Annotated in this window: 11 protein-coding genes; 7 read left to right on the top strand and 4 right to left on the bottom strand. The window is 72.8% G+C overall.

Translation table 11 applies throughout. From position 1 onward, the window contains the following. Positions 1-34: 34 nt before the first annotated feature. The gene (locus VK501_RS13930; protein ID WP_324338253.1) at positions 35-2971 is read left to right on the top strand and encodes a hypothetical protein; all 2937 of its coding nucleotides are present in this window, start codon (positions 35-37) and stop codon (positions 2969-2971) included. Between the two features lie 21 nt (positions 2972-2992). On the opposite strand, the gene VK501_RS13925 is transcribed toward VK501_RS13930, so the two are convergent. From VK501_RS13925 to VK501_RS13915, 3 genes are all read right to left on the bottom strand, one after another. Further along, complete coding sequence (locus VK501_RS13925) at positions 2993-3403, bottom strand: HIRAN domain-containing protein (RefSeq protein WP_324338251.1); 411 nt, start codon at positions 3401-3403, stop codon at positions 2993-2995. 167 nt (positions 3404-3570) lie between these two features. Continuing rightward, on the bottom strand, positions 3571-4521 hold the full coding sequence (locus VK501_RS13920; protein WP_324338248.1) for a hypothetical protein: 951 nt from the start codon (positions 4519-4521) through the stop codon (positions 3571-3573). A 120-nt stretch (positions 4522-4641) separates the two neighbouring features. Then, the gene (locus VK501_RS13915) at positions 4642-6471 is read right to left on the bottom strand and encodes a hypothetical protein (protein WP_324338245.1); all 1830 of its coding nucleotides are present in this window, start codon (positions 6469-6471) and stop codon (positions 4642-4644) included. Positions 6472-6597: 126 nt separating this feature from the next. On the opposite strand from VK501_RS13915, the gene VK501_RS13910 reads away from it, so the two are divergent. From VK501_RS13910 to VK501_RS13900, 3 genes are read left to right on the top strand one after another with little or no spacing between them, the layout of a single operon-like run. Continuing rightward, positions 6598-6771, top strand: a complete 174-nt coding sequence (locus VK501_RS13910) for a hypothetical protein (protein WP_324338242.1) — start codon at positions 6598-6600, stop codon at positions 6769-6771. 43 nt (positions 6772-6814) lie between these two features. Then, a complete protein-coding gene (locus VK501_RS13905) occupies positions 6815-8446 on the top strand; it encodes a thiamine pyrophosphate-binding protein (protein WP_324338240.1) in 1632 nt (543 codons plus the stop codon). 31 nt (positions 8447-8477) lie between these two features. Next, entirely contained in the window at positions 8478-9278 is an 801-nt protein-coding gene (locus tag VK501_RS13900; protein ID WP_324338238.1) for a cyclase family protein, read from the top strand. A gap of 71 nt (positions 9279-9349) precedes the next feature. Here VK501_RS13900 and VK501_RS13895 read toward each other — a convergent pair whose 3' ends face one another. Then, on the bottom strand, positions 9350-10015 hold the full coding sequence (locus VK501_RS13895; protein WP_324338236.1) for a hypothetical protein: 666 nt from the start codon (positions 10013-10015) through the stop codon (positions 9350-9352). Between the two features lie 315 nt (positions 10016-10330). Here VK501_RS13895 and VK501_RS13890 point away from each other — a divergent pair, with 315 nt between their 5' ends. From VK501_RS13890 to VK501_RS13880, 3 genes are all read left to right on the top strand, one after another. Further along, on the top strand, positions 10331-10702 hold the full coding sequence (locus tag VK501_RS13890; protein WP_324338235.1) for a hypothetical protein: 372 nt from the start codon (positions 10331-10333) through the stop codon (positions 10700-10702). Between the two features lie 130 nt (positions 10703-10832). Continuing rightward, positions 10833-12392 (top strand): signal peptidase I, encoded by a 1560-nt coding sequence (locus VK501_RS13885; protein ID WP_324338283.1) that lies wholly within the window; start codon positions 10833-10835, stop codon positions 12390-12392. Positions 12393-12521: 129 nt separating this feature from the next. Further along, a complete protein-coding gene (locus VK501_RS13880) occupies positions 12522-14006 on the top strand; it encodes an alpha/beta hydrolase (protein WP_324338234.1) in 1485 nt (494 codons plus the stop codon). Positions 14007-14035 lie beyond the last annotated feature (29 nt).

Below are 14035 nucleotides of genomic sequence, written 5' to 3'. Positions count from 1 at the left end.
CCGGTCCGGGAGGCCTGGTCCGCGGGAGGATCGGATGAGCATCCAGCTTTCGGTGCGGGGGACGCTGTGCGCCCTGCTCTGTGCCGCCACGGTGGGGATCGCCGCGCCGGCGGCCCACGCCGCGTTCGGGGTCGACCACTTCGATGCGGGCACCTGCACGAAGAACACCGAGCCCGCGCCGCAGTGCACGCGCGACTCGACGCCGGACTACTGGTTCCAGCAGGCGGCGGGCCATCCGCCGTTCGGCATCACGGACTTCTCGTTCAACACCACCGGGTTGCTCGGGACGCCCGACGGCAACGTCAAGGACGTACGCGTCGACCTGCCCCCCGGGCTGAGCGTCAACCCGGAGGCCGCGCCCCACTGCACCGCCGCGCAGCTGCAGGCCGGCCTCTGCCCGGCCGCCAGCCGCGTGGGCACCAACTACACCCGGGCGGCCTCCCCGGCGCTGCCCGCGCTGGTCATCGCGCCGGTCTACAACATGGAGCAGCCGCCCGGCATGCCCGCGCTGTTCGGGTTCGCGGTCCCGGCCACCGGTGACGTGATCTACCTCGAGGGCGGCGTCGCCTGGGACGGCGACTACCACGAGTCCTTCACGATCCGCGACCTTCCCAACTCGGTGCCCCTGGTCTCCTCGCGGCTGGTCTTCGACGGCCGGGCCGGCGACGGCACGTTCATCACGCTGCCGAGCGGGTGCTCCGGGCCGCAGACGACGTACCTGCACGTCGATTCCTACCAGGACCCCGGCAACCACCTGGCCTACAGCGCGACGACGCCCGTCGGCGTGACGGGCTGCGAGGCGCTGCCGTTCGCACCAACGATCTCCACGACGACCGACACGCGGCAGGCGGGTGCGCCCGCGGGCGTGACGATCGACGTCAACCTGCCGCAGAACCCGGACGGCAAGGACAAGCCGAACTCGGCGACGCTGCGTGACGCGGAGGTCGTCCTGCCGGAGGGCATGTCCATCAACCCGTCGGCGGCCACGGGCCTGGAGGGCTGCACCGACGAGCAGCTCGGCAAGGGCACGACCCGCCCGGTCGCGTGTCCGGCGGCGTCGGCGATCGGCGACGTGGCGATCGAGACGCCGGTGCTGCCGGCGCACGCGCTGACCGGCAAGGTGTACCTCGGGCAGCCGCTGAGCGGCGACCCGCTCTCGGGCGACGAGTACCGGCTGTTCCTCGACGCCGAGTCCCCGCGCTACGGCGTCTCGGTGCGGCTCGTGGGCCACGTCAAGGCCGACCCGTCGACCGGCCGGCTGACCACGACGTTCACCGACAACCCGCAGGTGCCGGTGAGCCTCGTGCGCGTCGCGCTGCGCGGCGGCGATCGCGCGCCGCTGGTCAACCCGCCGACGTGCGGGACGTACACCGCGCGCGCGACGATGACGTCGTGGGGCGGGCAGACCGTGGTGTCGGAGAGCTCGTTCGCCGTGGACGCAGGGTGCCCGGGCGCGACCGGGTTCGCCCCGTCGTTCTCCGCGGCGCCGTCGGACGCGCGCGCGGGGTCGAGCCCGGGGTCGTTCGGGGTGAGCGTCGCGCGTGGCGACGCCGACCAGGTGCTGTCGCGGATCGACGTGTCGCTGCCGCCGGGGCTGCTGGCCAAGCCGGCGGGGATCCCGCTCTGCGGCGATGCACAGGCGGCCGCGGGGACGTGCCCCGAGGCGAGCCGCGTCGGCTCGGTCGCGGTCACGGCCGGCGCGGGGCCGGCGCCGTTCGCCCTCGAGGGCCGCGTCTACCTCACCGGCCCGTACGCCGGCGGCCCGTACGGGCTGTCGGTCGTCGTGCCGGCGGTGGCGGGGCCGTTCGATCTGGGCCTCGTCGTGGTGCGCGCGTCGGTCCAGCTGGACCGGACCGACGCCCACGTGCGGGTCGTCAGCGATCCGCTGCCGACGATCCTCGACGGCATCCCGCTGCTGGTGCGCAGCGTCCGCGTGACGATCGACCGCCCCGACGCCATGCGCAACCCGACGAGCTGCGCGCCCCTGGAGATCACGGGGTCGTTCGTGTCGGCGGGCGGGCTCACGGCGTCCGGCTCCTCGCCGTTCGCGCCGGCCGACTGCCAGGCCCTGGCGTTCACCCCGACCACGACGATCGGGCTGACCGGCCCCAAGGAGACGGTCGACGGCAGGCATCCGGGCGTCGACGCCAAGATGGTGCAGAAGGGCGGCGAGGCGAACATCAGGCAGGTGAAGGTCACGCTGCCGCTGAGCCTGGCGCTGGATCCCGACAACGCACGCGCGCTGTGCGAGTACGCCGACGGCCTCCGCGGCAGCTGCCCGGAGAGCTCGGTGATCGGCCGGGCGACGGCGGTCACGCCGCTGCTGGACCAGCCGTTGACCGGCAAGGTCTACTTCGTCAAGGGCGTGCGCTTCGACAAGGCCGGGCGCGCGATCCGGACGCTGCCGACGTTGTTGGTGCTGTTGCGCGGCGAGATCGCGCTCGACCTGCGCGCGTCGACCGCGGTCGACGCCAGGTCTCGCCTGGTGACGACGTTCGACGCGATCCCGGACGCCGCGGTGTCGAGCTTCCGCATGGTGCTCGAGGGCGGCAGGCACGGGATCCTGGTCGTCACGACCAAGCGCGACGTCTGCTCGGGAGCGCAGAAGGCGGTGGTCGCCGCCACCGGGCAGAACGGCAAGGCTCGCAACGTGACCACGGCACTGCAGACGCCGTGCCCCAAGGCGCCGAAGCTGGGACGGGCGCGGGCCGCGGGCGGGCGCGTCGCGCTCACCGTGAAGGCTGCGGTGGCGGGGCGGATCGTCGCGCGGGGCGCCGCCGGCCGGCTGGGGACGGTGAAGCGCAAGGTGCGCAAGGGCCAGACGGTGCGGCTGTCGCTGAAGGTCACGCGCGCCGCGGCGCGACGGATGGCGCGCGGCCGGAAGGTCTCCGATCGCGTGAGCGTGCGGTTCACGGCGACCAACGGCGCCGGGCGCACCGTGCGCAGCAACCTGGTGCGGTTGCGGCGGTAGTGGGCCACGCGGGACTAGCGGTCAGCGTGCCGAGGCGCGGATCTCGAGGACGCAGTCTGTGGGCGGCGAGAGCCGGAGCACGACGCCGAAGCTCTTGCCCTCCGCCGGGCCGCCGTTGAGGAAGGCGTCGCAGCTGCCCGCGGTGTAGCCGTGCTCGGCGAGCGCGGCCATCACGGGCGCGTAGTCGAGCGCCTCGCCTCGTGACAGGTGGCCGACCTTCCCGGCCGCGGAGTGGATCGCGATGGCATTGGGGTCGTACGGGTTCTCGGGCTCGGCGACGAGCACCGCCCGGAACATCGGGCGCCCTTCCTCGCCGGGCTGCGTCAGCGCGACGGTGGCGGCCAGCGCGTCCTGGTGAAACGACTCGCCGACGACGGCGCGGTAGCCGTCGGGCGGCAGCTCGAAGGCCGACGGTGGAGGCCACGGGGTCACGGACGTGATCGTACGTGGCGCGCGACCGGGCACGGGCTGCGAGAGCCCGTGCCCGAGGACGCGTGGGGCAGTGCGGTGACGAGGAGCGTGGGTCCCTCATCCGCCGCGGGTTTCGCCCTCTGGGCGAAGACCCGCAAGGGAACCTGGCCCTCTGGGCCAGCGTTCCCCTAGGCCGTGACGTCCGTGGCGGATGCGGTCAAGTCGTTGAAGCGGACGGTGACGGTGACGGTGACGAGCGCGTCGGTGCCGCCCGGGTTGGAGACCGTGAACGGGCCGGAGCCGCCGCCGCTCAGGTTGTAGAGCGTCGCGGAGTCGGTCAGGTCGATCGCCAGGTCGCTCGGGAACGAGAACGGGTTCGGCGTCGCGTCCACGCGGGGCGCCTTGTTCGGGATCGGGTAAACCGGCGCGCCGCCGGCGGCGGCGTTCGGCGCCGAGGTGATCGGCGTGCCCAGGAGGGGCCCGGGGCCGTTGCCTCCGCCGAGCGGGAGGGCGAGCGGGTCGGCGACGATCATCGACACGATGCCCGCGGAGGCCACCGGGTTGTCGGCGCCGGTGCCGTCGGACTCGCCGGAGCGCACGCCCGCGAGCAGGCGGACCGGGACGGTGGGCGTACCGTGGGGAACGGGCACGATCATCGTGCCGGTGACGACCGCCGCGTTCGAGTCGTCCGGGATGTCGGAGGACGTCAGGATCGCGCCGGGAACGTCGGTCGTCCCCAGCTGCACCTTCACCACGCCGTACTCCTGCGCGGCGGCGTTGGCACCCAGCTTCGTCAGGCCGTCAGCCGCCTGCTGCAGGCCCGCGGCGAGCTTCGTCAGACCGTCGAGCACCGACGGGACCTGGGCGACGATGCCGTTGACGCCACCCTGGGCGGCGTCGGCCTTGCCGGCCGCGGCCTTCGCGTCGGCGATGCCCTTCGCGGCGCTCTTGGCCGCGGACTTCGCGCTCTTGCCAGCGCTCGTGGCGCTCTTGGCGGCCTTCTTGATCGCGGTGTTCTGCGCGCGCTCTGCCTTGGAGAGCGGCTTCGTCTTGGCGTCGACCACCGGCGTGGCGACGAGCGCGACCGAGGACGCGGTGAGGGCCGCGGTGACCAACCGGCGGCGAAGGACGTGGGACATATGGGTTCTCCTCCCGGGAGACTCTGGATTACGGCGTCTAGAAGCGCCGGGGAGAACCTATGAGCAACACGTGTGCGAAAGCAAGGGCATTGGACGACCGGATCACTGCGGTGAGGCGGTTCAGACGGTCGGCACCTGCTGGTGGTCGGGCGCTTCAGCGGAGGCCACGATCGGCCCGGCGGTCGCGCGACGGCGCGTCCGGCGACGCCGCCGGAGCCCGGTGGCAGCCCAGGTCGCGAGGGCCAGCGCGCTCAGCAGCGTCAGCATCCGCCCGGCCAGCAGTTGCCACGGCGCATCGCCGGTCACCGCGCTCAGGCACGTGGTGCAGCGCGACCGCGCGGTGGCGCTCCAGCGCCCCGAAGCGTCGGTGTGCGTGACGGTCACGATGACCGCGCCGTTCGGCCGGCGACCGGCGATGCGGGCGTCGCCGTCGATCCGGACCAGAGGCGACCACACGACGCCGGTCGCAAGGTGCTCCCCGACCTTGGCGTCGCCCCGCAACGTGACGGTGCTCGAGGTCAAGGGGTCGTCGGCGGACGCCACGACAGGTGCGGTGCGCGGCTGGGGCCCGGTCGGACGGCGGACGACGCGGAACTGTCCCGGCGCCATGAGGCCGGGGGTGGAGAAGCTCGCCGGCTCCCCGTCGGCGCGGACGTCCGCGCGGCGCTCAACCGGCACCGGCAGCGTCGCGGCCGGCTCGGTCGCCGTGACGATGTAGGCCGCCATGGCGAGCTGCATCGCGACGATCGCGACGAGGCCGCCGATGAGCGCACGCCGGGCGCGACCGCGTGCGATGGTCGCCAGCGCCACGGCGACGCCCAGGGCGACGACCATCGCGAGGTAGGGCACGAGCCGCACGGGAACCTGGATGGCCTTCACGAGACGCGGGAAGCTCAGCCACCACAGCGGATCGACCACGAGCAGCAGCAGCCCGGTGCCGAGGGCGACCAGCGCCGCCGCCGCGACGAGGGTGCGATCGGGGGCCCGGCGTCGCGTCCACGCGACGGTCGACAGGGCGGCCAGCGCCCACAGCATCGCGAGCACCGGAGGCTGGACGAAGAGCCAGAACGTGCCGCGCAGCTCGGCCGGCACGGTCGGCCACGGCGACAGCGCGTTGGAGACGGTGAGCAGGGAAGCGTTCTCCCGGAGGACATCCTCGTTGCCCGCGGCGGCGGCGATGAGTGTGTCCGGTCCCAGCCAGAGGTTCGGGACGAGCCAGGCTCCGGTGAGCCCGACGCCGAGCGCAATCGCCGCCAGGCCGCGGGCCAGCGTGCGCACCATTGCGCCGATCCCGCCCGAGCGCGGCGCCAGCGGCAGGAGCGCCGCCACCATCATCGGGAGGCAGACGGCGCCCATGAGCAGCGTCAGGTTGTGCGTGCCGGCGACGATCGCCCCGGCGCCGACGAGCCCTGCGAGCGGCTTGGCGCGGCCGCGGTCAGGGCGCCACAGCAGCGCGGTGACCGCTCCGAGCATGACGGCGGCGCCGCCCACGGCGACGAGCTCCGCCCAGGCGCCGCGACCGTAGAGGGCGCTGAGCACGTATGGCGTCGTGGCGTACACGGCCGCCGGCAGCACGGCCAGCCGGGCCGAGAGGCCGAGGTTGCGCGCCGTCCACCAGATCCCCAGGTACCCGGCCACGAACATGGCGACCGTGGTTGCGGCGAAGACGGTCCAGGCGCCGAGCAACACGGCGGGGTAGGCCAGGACGGAGTAGGTGAACCCGCCGTAGAACACGTAGAACGCGTAGAACGTCCCCTGGTTCGTGTGCAGGAAGAACGTCGGGACCCCGTGGGCCGAGACGTACTCCGTCTGTCGTTCCAAGAGCCAGTACGCCGTCGCCCACTCCCACCACGCGTTCTGGCGCAGGACGAACGGCAGCGCCAGCAGCGCGACCACCAGCGGTGGGACGAAGGTCACGATGCGGCGTTCGGCGTCGTGCGACAGCGTCATGGCAGAGGGGCGACTGTCGTGCTCGCCGGGCACGAGCGCCAGAGCCAACCGGCTGCGACCGTGATGGCGCGACACGCGCCGGGTAGGACTCGATCGACAGGCCCGGCGACCGAGGAGGACGAGACGATGACCGAGCATCCCCGCGACGTTCCGGACGTCGACCGTCCCGAGCCCGAGGAGGCGCTGTCGGGCGCGGCGGAGCGGACGCCCGACCACGAGCCGACAGACCTCGACGACCGCGAGGTCCAGCTCGACGATCCGGCGGAGCCGGAGGCGCCGCTGGACGACGACGTGGCCTGAGCGGCGGCCGCCGCCCCGGCCACGCGGGGGTAGGCTGGCGCCCATGCTGGTGTCGGAGGCCGTGGGGAGGACGCTCGTCGCGCTGGGGGTCGACGTCGTGTTCGGCGTCATGGGCAGCGGCAACCTCGCCTACACCAACGCGATGCGCGACGCGGGCGCGTCGTTCTGCGCGGCCCGTCACGAGGGCGGCGCGGTCTGCATGGCCGACGGCTACGCGCGCGTGAGCGCGCGGCTCGCCGCGTGCAGCGTGCACCAAGGGCCGGGCTTGACCAACACGATCACCGGTCTGACGGAGGCGGCGAAGAGCCGGACGCCGCTGCTCGTCCTGGCGGCCGACACGCCGGCCGCCCAGCGGTACTCGAACTTCCGCATCGAGCAGGACGCGCTGGTCGCCGCGGTCGGCGCCGTGCCCGAGCGGGTGCACGGACCGGCGACGGCGGTCGCCGACGTGGCGCGTGCCGTGCACCGGGCGCGCTCGGAACGGCGCGCCGTGGTGCTGATGCTGCCGCTGGACGTCCAGGCGATGGAGGTGCCTGCGGCGGACGCGGCCACCGTCGGGCCGCCGCTCGACGCGCCCTCTCCCGCGCCCGACGCGGTCGCGCGCGCCGCCGCGCTGTTGGCCGGCGCGCAGCGGCCCGCGATCATCGCCGGTCGCGGCGCGGCGCTGGCCGGCGCGGGCCCGCTGCTGCGCGAGCTGGCGGAGCGGACCGGCGCGATCCTCGCCACGTCGGCCGTCGCCAACGGGCTCTTCGACGGCGATCCGTTCGCCGTCGGGATCTCCGGCGGCTTCTCCTCGCCGGTGGCGGCACGGCTGCTGCAGGAGTCCGACGTCGTGCTCGCGTTCGGCGCCGCGCTGAACCAGTGGACGACCCGGCACGGGACCCTGCTGCACCCGCAGGCCCAAGTGGTACAGGTCGATCTCGAGCCCGAGGCGATCGGCATCCATCGCCCCGTGGCGCTCGGCGTCGTCGGCGACGCGGCCGCCACGGCGGCGGCGCTCCTGGACGCCACCGGGCCACGAGACGGCCGGCGCACACCCGAGGTCGCCGCCGCGATCGCGGGCGGGCGATGGCGCGACGAGCCCTACGACGACGCGGCGCGCGGCGACGTCCTCGACCCGCGCTCGCTCAGCATCGCGCTGGACGACATGCTGCCCGCCGAGCGGACGGTCGTCGTCGACTCCGGCCACTTCATGGGCTGGCCTTCGATGTACCTGCGCGTCCCCGACGCCGCGGGCTTCGTCTTCCCGCAGGCGTTCCAGTGCGTCGGCCTCGGCCTGGGCAACGCCATCGGGGCGGCCATCGCGCGGCCGGACCGCCTCACGGTCGCCGCGCTCGGCGACGGCGGCTTGCTCATGGCGCTGCCCGAGCTCGAGACGCTCGGCCGCCTCGGACTCCCGCTGCTCGTGGTGGTCTACGACGATGCCGCCTACGGCGCCGAGGTCCATCACTTCCGCCCGCAGGGCCAAGCCGTCGACCTCGCGCAGTTCCCCGCGACGGACTTCGCGGCGCTCGCCGAGGCCGCCGGCTGCCGCGGCCTGACCGCGCGCACGCTCGCCGACCTCGACGGCGTCCGCGACTGGCTCGTCCACCGCGACCGGCCGCTGGTCCTGGACGCGAAGATCGATCCCGACGTCTGCGCGGAGTGGCTCGAAGAGGCCTTCCGCGGCCACTGAAGCCCATGCCCCGCAACCTCCAGGAGATGCCATGTCCTCCAACCCACAGTCGCTGAACCTGCTCGGTGAGATCGCCGGGGCGCTCGCGTCCGGCGCGGTCCGCATCGTCGACCTCACCCAGCCGCTGAGCGAGCGCACGCCCGTGCTCCAGCTGCCCGAGCCGTTCGCCAACACGCCGCCGCTGAGCCGCCGCGACCTGAGCCGCTACGACGACGCCGGCCCGGCGTGGGCGTGGAGCGTCCTCGAGCTCGGCGAGCACACGGGGACGCACTTCGACGCGCCGATCCACTGGATCACCGGCCGGGAGGGCGACGACGTCGCGAGCGTGCCGGTGGAGCGCCTCGTCGGCCCCGCGGTCGTCATCGACAAGTCCGCCGAGGCCGCCGCCGATCCCGACTACCTGCTGACGGTCGAGGACGTCCGCGCCTTCGTGGCCGAGCACGGCCCGCTGCCCGTTGGCGGCTGGCTGCTGCTGCGCACCGGCTGGGACGCGCGGGCCGACGACCAGGACGCGTTCCTCAACGTGCAGGACGGCCGCTCGCGCACGCCGGGCCCGGACGCCGAGTGCGCGCGGTGGCTGGCGCAGGAGACCCCGATCGTGGGCATCGGCGTCGAGACGGTCGGGACCGACGCCGGCTCGGCGGGCGGCTTCGACCCGCCGTTCCCGGTCCACGGCTTCTTCCTCGGTGCCGGCAAGTACGGCGTGACCCAGCTGGCCAACCTCGCCGAGCTGCCGCCGACCGGCGCGATCGTGATCGTCGCGCCGCTGCGGCTCGTGGACGGCACCGGCAGCCCCGCACGGGTGCTGGCGCTGGCTCCGGCGGCGGGCTGAGGGGTCAGCGGGCGCTGGCGTGCGTGAGGGCCCTGTGGCGGGCCCTCACGACCGCTTCCGTCCGGTCCGGTTCAGTTGTGCTGGATGTTCGGCTTGAACGACGAGGTCACCGTGAAGCCCAGCGCGGCGGGCGGGCTGGTGGTCGTGCCGAAAGTAGCCGAGGCACAGCCACCGCTCGTCGTGCCCATGAGCGTCCGGCATGCCGCCGAGTTGGTCCAGCTCGCGGTGATGCCGGACATCCCGTTGACCGTCAGCACGCTCGACGTGTTGTTGTACGTGTTGCCCGTGAGGTTGGCCGTCACGCTGATCACACAGCCCAAGGCCGTGATCGTGCAGCTGATCCCCCGGATGTTGCCCGTCACGACGTTCGAGGCCTGTGAGACCGCATCGAAATGCCCCTCGGAGCACACCACGACAGCCGACTGACCGGCCGCCGTGCAGCCGGAGAAGGTCGGTCGCACAGTAGCGACGTCGCTCCACGTCCCCGCGTTGCTCGGTCCGGCCGTGCCGATGAGCCGTCCGGTCGCCGTCGTCGCCGTGCACGTCACGCCGACGAGATGCGACGGGATCGCGACGTGGATCTCCAGCTTGGACGCCGGAGCGGTCGCGTTGAACGCCGTTCCCGGCGACGCCGACCCGTTACTCGACCAGTTGACCGCGGACGCGGTCGATGCCGACGCCAGCGCCGAGACGACCGTTGCCCCCAACACCAGCACCTTCAGGAACCTGTGAGACATATGAGCCTCCTAGCGGAGCCATCGTCCCCGCGAGTCGTAGAAACGACCGTCCGGCGTGTCCGCATGCCCGTCATGGCGGTGTATCAGCAGCGGAAGCAGTGTGGCGCCAACACTGCTCAGCGTGCCAGAGCCATCTGGCTGCATGCCGGCTGCGGCGTCGATCGATCGCTGTTCTGCGGGGACCGCCACCTGACGCCCAAACGACGACAAATGGCGAGTTGTCCAGCACAAAGGTCAAACATCGGCGTCTGCGGCCGATGACCTGGGGTGCCAACGACAACCGCCTGACCCGGGCGACCTACGGAAGGGGAACCCATGAGGAACAAGCCCAGGAGCATTCTCGTCGCACTCATCGTCATCGGCGCGCTCGCCGCCGGTGGTGCGGCGTTCACCGCAAGCAACACGATCCCGGACACCACGATGGGCTTCGGCACGTCGAACATCACCGGCGCGACCGCTACGTCGCTGACCTATACCCGGTCGGCTGACGGCAGCACCATCACCGCCGCGACCCTCGTGTTCACCGGCGACATCAGCGCCAACACGGTGGAGGCCGGCTTCAACAGCAACGCCCTCGAGGCGTGCGCGGCCGGCACCTACTCGTCTCCGAGCACGACGGTCGTCTGCACGTTCACCACGCCCGAGCCCACCGCGGGCGCGACGACGTTCAACGTGGCGGTCAGCTAGGCGAGCCCGGCTGGCAGCGGGGACGGGCCGTCGACGGAGACGGGCCGTCCCCACCACCGCCGCGTCGCCAGGCGACTGAGAGTGAGCAGGAGGACCTTTGCGACACCTGCGCACGCGCCTGGTCACGGGCGTGGCCGTCCTGCTCTTCGCAGTCGCCTGGCTCGTAGCGGGCCCGACAGGGCTCGGCGGAGCGACGACATATGTCACCACTCACGGCATCAGCATGGAACCGCGGTTCCGCACCGGCGATCTCGCGCTGGTGCGACCCGCTGCCGAGTATCGCGTCGGGCAGGTCGTCGCCTACCGGAGCACGGTGCTGCACAGCATCGTGCTGCATCGCATCATCGCCCGGGAGGGCGACCGCTACGTCTTCAAGGGCGACAACAACGACTTCGTCGACCCCGTCCACCCACGCCGCGCCGAGCTCATCGGCAGGCTGTGGATGCGCGTCCCGCGCGGCGGCACGGCGCTCGACTGGCTCCGGACCCCCACCATCGCCTCCCTGCTCTGCGGCGGCGTCGCCCTGCTGCTGCTCGCCCCCGCACGAAGGCGGCGACGTCACCGCCGCGGTCGCGGCGATGCGCGATCCCGTCCTCGAGGAGCGTCGTCGGTGACCCGCCGACCCGGCACGATCAGCAACCCGAACGTGCAGATGGCGGTGGCCGGCTGCGCCGTGGTCGCCGTGGTCTGCCTCGGCCTCGGTCTGCTCGCGTGGACGCGCCCGGCGACCAACCCCGTCGCCGAGAAGATCTTTTACACCCACAAGATCCGGTTCTCCTATCGCGCCGACGCGCCTGCCGGTGCGGTCTACCCGAGCGGGATCGTCAGGACGGGCGACCCGATCTTCCTGCGGCTCGTGCGACAGGTCCGCCTCAAAGTCGCCTACCGCCTCGTCTCTGCCGCCCCGAGCAGGCTCTCCGGGACGCAGGAGGTCCTCGTCCGGCTCACCAGCCTGACCGGCTGGAGTCGGACCATGCAGCTCCAGCCGCCTACGCCGTTCACCGGAGCGAGGAGCAGCGCCTCGGTCGTCCTCGACCTGGACCGGCTGCAGAGGCTGATCCACCGCGTCGAGACGCTCATCGGTGCGCCGTCGGGCGCGGCGTTCACCGTCGAGGTGGTTCCTCGGCTGCGCCTCAAGGGCACGCTCGCCGGCGAGAAGCTCGCCACCACGTACGACCCGGCCCTGACCTTCCAGCTCGATCCGCTGCAGCTGCGGTCCGGCACCGGCACGGCGGCCTCCGCACCCGGGGCGGCGGAGCGCTTCGCTCCCAGCCGCGGCGGGAGCGTCGCGGCGATCGCCCGGACCCCGAACCGGCTCAGCCTGCGCGGCCACGGCCTTGCCGTCGGGACCGCTCGCTGGAGCGGGGTGGTCGGCTTCATGCTGGCGCTGGGAGCCGCGCTGCTCGTCGCGCTGCGCGAACGCCGCCGGCCGACGGATCTCTCCAGCCAGATCCGCGCTCGATACGGACACCTCATCGTCCCGATCGCGGCGATCATGCACGACCCGGCGCAGCCCGTCATCGACGTCACGAGCATCGACGCGCTGGCACAGGTCGCCGAGCGCAGCGAACGGGTGATCCTGCACCACCATCGCATCGGCGCCGAGAGCTACCTCGTCGACGACGACGGCACGCTCTACCGCTACCAACCGCGTCCGTACCTCCGCCTGGAGACGGCCGCGGCCGCGTGACGCCGAGAGCGTCCGCGGGTCCCCGGCTCGCTTGCTTCGCCGTGGCGCCGCGCGTAGCTTGCGACGGACCCAGGGAACGCATAGGGGGCCGCGATGTTGGACGCAGCGCGAGAGGTCGCCAGGTCATCCGTGACGAGGAGGATCGCGGCCACCGCCCTCGCTGCGTGCTGCCTCGCGCTCGTCAGCGCCGCGCCCGGCTGGGCGAAGGGAACGATCCAGTGGCACGGCTGCGGGCGCGGTCAGCCGGCGAGCTTGCAGTGCGGGAAGCTCTCGGTGCCGTTGGACTACAGCCATCCGCGCGGCGCCAAGATCACGCTCGGCTTCAACCGGCTTCGGGCGCAGGACCAGACACACCGGGTCGGGAGCCTCATCGTCAACCCCGGAGGGCCTGGCGGCCCGGGGAGCCAGGTGGTCGCCGTGGAGGCCGCGGGCCGGCACCTGTGGCATCCGGCGCTGCACCAGCGCTTCGACCTGATCGGCATGGACCCGCGCGGGACCGGTACGAGCACTCCGGTTCGGTGCAAGCCCGACACCTACAACCGGCCGGTCTCGCTGTTCCCCCGCACGGCGGCGGAGTTCCAGGACCTGACGGCGTGGGCGGGCGCGTTCGGCAGGAGCTGCCTCAGGATGACGGGGCCGCTGCTGCGCCACGTCGACACCGACAGCGCGGCGCGCGACATGGAGCGGCTCCGCCGCGCGCTCGGCGACGGGAAGCTGAACTTCCTCGGGCTGTCCTACGGCGCGCATCTCGGCTTCTCGTACGCCGAGCGCTATCCCAAGCGCATCCGCGCCATGGCGCTCGACGGGATCTCCAACCACTCGACGTCGATCAACACGCTCTTCTCGGACGCGGCGGCCAGCTACGAGGACACGCTGAACCGCTTCGCGGCATGGTGCTCTCAGACGAGCAGCTGCGCGCTGAACGGGCGCGACGTCCTGGGCCTGTTCGACAGCCTCGTCCAGCAGGCCGACCAGCAGCCGATTCCGGCGCCGGAGTGCGCGGACGGCTCCTGCCGCCCGGCGGTCACCGGCGGGGAGCTCCGGATGAACGCCTTCAACATGCTCTTGGTCAAGGACGGGGTGCCGGCGATCGGCGTCCCGACGTGGAATGACTTCGCGACCGCCCTGGCGCGGGCCGAGCAGGGCGACGCGAGCTCCTTCTCCTCGCACTTCGCTCAGAGCGCGCGCGACGATCCGTTCCCTGGTCTGTCGATCAACTGCAGCGACTATCCCCGGGACGTGGTGAGTTACACGGACTTCAGGGCCAAGGCGCTGTTGGGTCGCGTCCTCGCGCCGCACACCCAGGGCGCGAGCGAGGCGTGGCTGGGGATTCTCGGCTGCATGCGCTGGCCGGTCCCGCTCGCCAACCCACCGCACAGGGCCGAGGTGCATGGCGCTCCCCCGATCCTCGTGGCGGCCTCGACGCACGACCCGTCGACCCCGTACGTGTGGGCGCAGGAGCTGCGCGACCAGATCCCGCGCGCCGTGCTGCTCACGCGCGACGGTGACGGTCATACCTCGTCCTGGCTCGGCGGCGGCCGCACGCGCGACGCCATCGCCAACTACCTCATCACGCGAAAGCCACCTCCGGCCAACACGGTCTACCCGGACTGATCAAGCCGAGACGAGCGCGACGAGCTGCT

Source organism: Baekduia sp., assembly GCF_035318805.1.
In the GTDB taxonomy this organism is placed as follows: Bacteria; Actinomycetota; Thermoleophilia; order Solirubrobacterales; family Solirubrobacteraceae; genus Baekduia.
Note: the sequence above shows the minus strand (reverse complement) of the source record. Positions and strands in the feature narration are given on the sequence as shown.

Excerpts from the sequence above, each read along its gene's own strand:
- VK501_RS13930 (WP_324338253.1), top strand. The coding sequence starts at position 35 with ATGAGCATCCAGCTTTCGGTGCGGGGGACGCTGTGCGCCCTGCTCTGT.
- VK501_RS13920 (WP_324338248.1), bottom strand. The coding sequence starts at position 4,521 with ATGTCCCACGTCCTTCGCCGCCGGTTGGTCACCGCGGCCCTCACCGCG.
- VK501_RS13915 (WP_324338245.1), bottom strand. The coding sequence starts at position 6,471 with ATGACGCTGTCGCACGACGCCGAACGCCGCATCGTGACCTTCGTCCCA.
- VK501_RS13910 (WP_324338242.1), top strand. The coding sequence starts at position 6,598 with ATGACCGAGCATCCCCGCGACGTTCCGGACGTCGACCGTCCCGAGCCC.
- VK501_RS13905 (WP_324338240.1), top strand. The coding sequence starts at position 6,815 with ATGCTGGTGTCGGAGGCCGTGGGGAGGACGCTCGTCGCGCTGGGGGTC.
- VK501_RS13900 (WP_324338238.1), top strand. The coding sequence starts at position 8,478 with ATGTCCTCCAACCCACAGTCGCTGAACCTGCTCGGTGAGATCGCCGGG.
- VK501_RS13895 (WP_324338236.1), bottom strand. The coding sequence starts at position 10,015 with ATGTCTCACAGGTTCCTGAAGGTGCTGGTGTTGGGGGCAACGGTCGTC.
- VK501_RS13890 (WP_324338235.1), top strand. The coding sequence starts at position 10,331 with ATGAGGAACAAGCCCAGGAGCATTCTCGTCGCACTCATCGTCATCGGC.